Annotated in this window: 4 protein-coding genes and 1 pseudogene; 3 read left to right on the top strand and 2 right to left on the bottom strand. The window is 67.0% G+C overall.

Translation table 11 applies throughout. From position 1 onward, the window contains the following. Positions 1 to 347: 347 nt before the first annotated feature. Entirely contained in the window at positions 348 to 647 is a 300-nt protein-coding gene (locus tag EQG76_RS02740) for a DUF1244 domain-containing protein (RefSeq protein WP_159710406.1), read from the bottom strand. Positions 648 to 673: 26 nt separating this feature from the next. Then, positions 674 to 1,498 (bottom strand): N-formylglutamate amidohydrolase, encoded by an 825-nt coding sequence (locus EQG76_RS02735; RefSeq protein WP_159710404.1) that lies wholly within the window; start codon positions 1,496 to 1,498, stop codon positions 674 to 676. A gap of 198 nt (positions 1,499 to 1,696) precedes the next feature. Between EQG76_RS02735 and EQG76_RS02730 the strand changes: the two genes are divergently transcribed. The 3 genes and pseudogenes from EQG76_RS02730 to EQG76_RS02720 all read left to right on the top strand — a co-directional run. Further along, positions 1,697 to 2,455 carry an SDR family NAD(P)-dependent oxidoreductase gene (locus EQG76_RS02730; RefSeq protein WP_159710402.1) on the top strand — a complete coding sequence of 253 codons (759 nt, stop codon included), beginning with the start codon at positions 1,697 to 1,699 and terminating at the stop codon, positions 2,453 to 2,455. A gap of 124 nt (positions 2,456 to 2,579) precedes the next feature. After that, on the top strand, positions 2,580 to 2,987 hold the full coding sequence (locus tag EQG76_RS02725) for a hypothetical protein (protein WP_159710400.1): 408 nt from the start codon (positions 2,580 to 2,582) through the stop codon (positions 2,985 to 2,987). Positions 2,988 to 3,322: 335 nt separating this feature from the next. Continuing rightward, positions 3,323 to 3,705, top strand: a pseudogene (locus tag EQG76_RS02720) (hypothetical protein); the annotation flags it as partial.

Below are 3,705 nucleotides of genomic sequence, written 5' to 3'. Positions count from 1 at the left end.
GGTTCGAGGAGCGGCGCTTCGGCAAGGCGTCGGAGGAGGTGCCGCGCTTCGTGGCGGAGCTGCTGGCCGTCCACGCCTGAGACGGGGCTGTGGACAAGTGGGGAGAACGTGGCACGATCCACGCAGTCAATGCGGGATAAATCGCATCAGCCGATCCGTCCCCACTTCCCACAGGCTGGCCGCTTCTGTGGATAACCTAGCCGGCCTTGTTGAGGCGACGGTTGAGCTGGATAAGTGTTCCGCCCGGGTCCGTCCCGACTTGTCCACAGGACGCTCCGTCCACAACTTCCTGGCGCCTGTGGAACTTAGCGGAAGATCCACCGCCTGAGCGCCAGCATCCACGGGCGTCAGTGCCCGCTCTGGTTCTTCGCGAACTCGGCCTGCTGCTCGGGCGTCGCCTCCTTCTGGAAGCGCTCGCGCCACTCGGCATAGGGCATGCCGTAGACGATCTCCCGAGCGGCCTCGTAGTCGAGGTCCGGGATGTCGCGCTCCTTGGCCGCGGCGGCGTACCACTTGGCCAGGCAGTTGCGGCAAAAGCCGGCCAGGTTCATCAGGTCGATGTTCTGCACGTCGTTGCGGCTGCGCAGGTGCGCCACCAGCGTGCGGAACGCGGCGGCTTCCAGTTCGGTGCGGGTCTGGTCGTCCATGGCAGGCAGTTTCCCAGGTTTCGGCATCAGCGGGTCGAGGAGGAGCAACTGACCGCCTGGCGCCAGCTCGTACCCTCCGGCAGGTCGGCGAGGTTGTCGCCCTCGTAGATCTGGTAGAGCTTCGGGTCGGCCAGCGCCGGGGCCAGCAGGTCGGCCAGCCGGTCGGCCCAGGCCAGTGCGGTCTCGGTCCGGTCGATCTCGTTTTGGCGCAGCTCCACCATCACATGCGGGATATAGGTGCGCTGGGCGTGGAAGTTGACCGTGTAGCCGAAGTCCTGCTCGCCCGAGTAGGGCTGGTTGTCGCCCACGCACAAACGCGGGTCCCGGCGCAGGCCGTCCAGGAGCGGCTGGGCGAGCCGGCGGTCACCACGCCAGAGCACGCCCACCTGCCAGGGCCGGCTCTGGCCCAGCATCCTGGGCGTGAAGCTGTGCACCGCGATCAGAGCGGGAACGATGCCGGCCCGGCGCCTGCTGCCGAGCCAGCGGGCAATGGCACGGTGATAGGGCAGGAAATGGTCGCGGATCCGGCGGGTGATGTCCGCCTCGGCCAGGTCGCGGTTGCCCGGCACCACCGTGCCGTCGCTGACCACCGGCATCGAGGCGGGGAGGCGCGGGCGGCGGTTCGGGTCGATCACCAGCCGGCTGACATGGCACAGGATCGCCCCGCAGTTCAGCCGGTCGGCCAGCCGGCGGCTGACGGTCGCCGCCCCGATGTCCCAGCCAATATGGCGGGCCAGGTCGTGCGGATCGACCCCCAGCTCGATCCCTTCCGGCACCATCCGCCCGGCATGGTCGGCGACCACGAGGCAAGGGGCGGTCCGCTCGGTTCGGTAGAGTTCCAGCGTGGTCATGGCTGGGTCATGGCAGGCAATGCGGCCGCTGTGCAACGGCCGGGGCGGCAGGGGCGCAACACCGGCACGAAGCTGTGACCGCCCTGCCGGAAGCAGGGTCATCGCCGGCATATGGGTAGAGGCCGCCGTTGCGCAACCGCTTGTAACCGGGCAAGGCCTGCGCCCAGCCAGCGGCATGAACAGGAGCAAGCGAGCCCGATGCAGCGCTTCCAGGACAAGGTGATCGTGGTGACCGGCGGGGCCTCGGGCATGGGGGCCGCGGCCTGCCGGCTGTTCGCCGCAGAAGGCGGCAAGGTGGTGGTGGCCGACATCGATGGCGACCTGGCGCTGAAAGTCGCGAAGGAGATCGGCGGGCGGGCGTTCCGCATCGACGTGGCCAAGGAGGCGGAGATCCGGGATCTGGTGGCGTTCGCGATCGAAGGGACCGGGCGGCTGGACGTGCTGTTCAACAATGCCGCGGTCGGGCACAGCGCCACTGGGCGCTACAAGATGGCCAGCATCGTGGACACGCCCGAGGATGCCTGGGAGGGCATCGTCGCCATCAACATGAAAGGCGTGGCGTTCGGCTGTAAGCACGCCATCCCGGTGATGGTGGCCCAGGGCGGGGGTGCGATCGTCAACAATGCCTCGATCCAGGCGATCAAGGGGATCCTGGGTGCGGACGCCTATACCTGCGCTAAGGGCGGGGTGGTGTCGCTCACTCGCTCGCTGGCGGTGGACTGGGGGGCGAAGAACATCCGGGTCAACTGCATCTGCCCAGGTCCCATCGCGACGCCGATGATTCAGGCCCTGCTGGACGACCCGGCGACCGGGCCCGGCATGTATGCCGACGTGCCGATGGCCAGGGTCGGTCAGCCGGAGGAGGTGGCCAGGGTGGCGGTGTTCCTGGCGTCGAACGACGCTTCCTATGTGAACGGCGCGATCGTGCCGGTCGACGGCGGCATGTCCGTGCGGTGAATGGGCCTCGCATACCCGGGAACTGCTGTTTCACGAGTACATGCCAAGTAACAATTAAATAACCTTGTAGCGGCGAGTCCCAGCAGGCAGGGAAGATCATGGACCTCTTCCTGCCGGAGCCGCCATGATCCGTCGTCTCGCCGCCTGCCTCCTCACTGCCCTGGTCGCCCTGCCGGCCGGCCAGGCGCTCGCCGCCTGCGCCCAGAAGGACGTCGCCGGGATCTGGCAGGTCTATTCGCTGGGCTACCAGCGCGGCTACGAGCCCTACTGGACGCGCTGCGTCCTGCAGGTGAATGCGGCCGGCAACTTCCTGAACGGCACCAAATGCGCCGACATGCTGGGGCGCGAGGTGGCGGCGTCGGGCCAATTGCGGCTGAGCTCCGGGCCGATCTGCTCCTTCGTCGGCCATATCACCTATGCCGGGATCCGCAGCGACGTTCGCCACGCGACCCTGGACCGGGCGAAGAACCATATGGACGGAGTGGACGTGTTCAGCGGCGGGGGCTTCTTCTTCAACGCCACTCGGCGTTGAACCGGGCATCCCGAGAACAGCTAAGCTACTATAACGGCTTGGTTTTCTTGCGTTCTCGGGTTCGTTTGTGCAGATTCACTCCGCGCATTCCCTTTCCGGCGGCGCGCCGGTCGAAACGGGCGCTATCGGCCAGTATCGCATGGCAGCTGGCGCTTCGGGATGAGAATCTTCCCATCTAGCCGGGAAGGGATGCACGAACTAAGCTAACGGTTGCGAAACTCCCGGCGGAAGTCCTTGGGCATCAGTGAGTTGTGGCCAGATCTGCACTGAACGCTCGAAGGGCGGTCGCCCAAACGCCGCGCAGGCCGCCAGCAAAGCGGCGGCGCAGGCCGGCTGTGGAGAAGAATAGCGTCCGGCCGCTGCCGCAGGGGGTGAAGACCTTCCTGCTGGCGCTGCTGCTGTTGCCCATGCTGGCCGGCCTGCTGCAGAATATCGCTGTGCAGTTCTTCGGCGAGTCCGTGCGCAGCAGCGGCTGGATATTGCTGATCGTCCTACTGATCCTGCCGATCGTCCTGCGCAGTCTTGGCCGGTCCTGGCGGAACTATTGCTGGCGGCGGCGCTGTCTGGCGGCGATCCGGACCGCATTCCTGGCCCATGCGGACAAGCTGGCGCTGAACCGGGCCCGGCTGGTCCAGGTCGACGACTATGGCGTGGAGGACACGGACTGCTGGCAGGCACATCTGGAGCGGTTCGTGCAGAAGGTGGTGATGCCGCTCCT

Origin of the sequence: Geminicoccus flavidas, assembly GCF_009806515.1 — a bacterium.
In the GTDB taxonomy this organism is placed as follows: Bacteria; Pseudomonadota; Alphaproteobacteria; order Geminicoccales; family Geminicoccaceae; genus Geminicoccus; species Geminicoccus flavidus.
The sequence above is the reverse complement of the archived record's forward strand: the minus strand, read 5'-3'. Positions and strand labels throughout refer to the sequence as shown.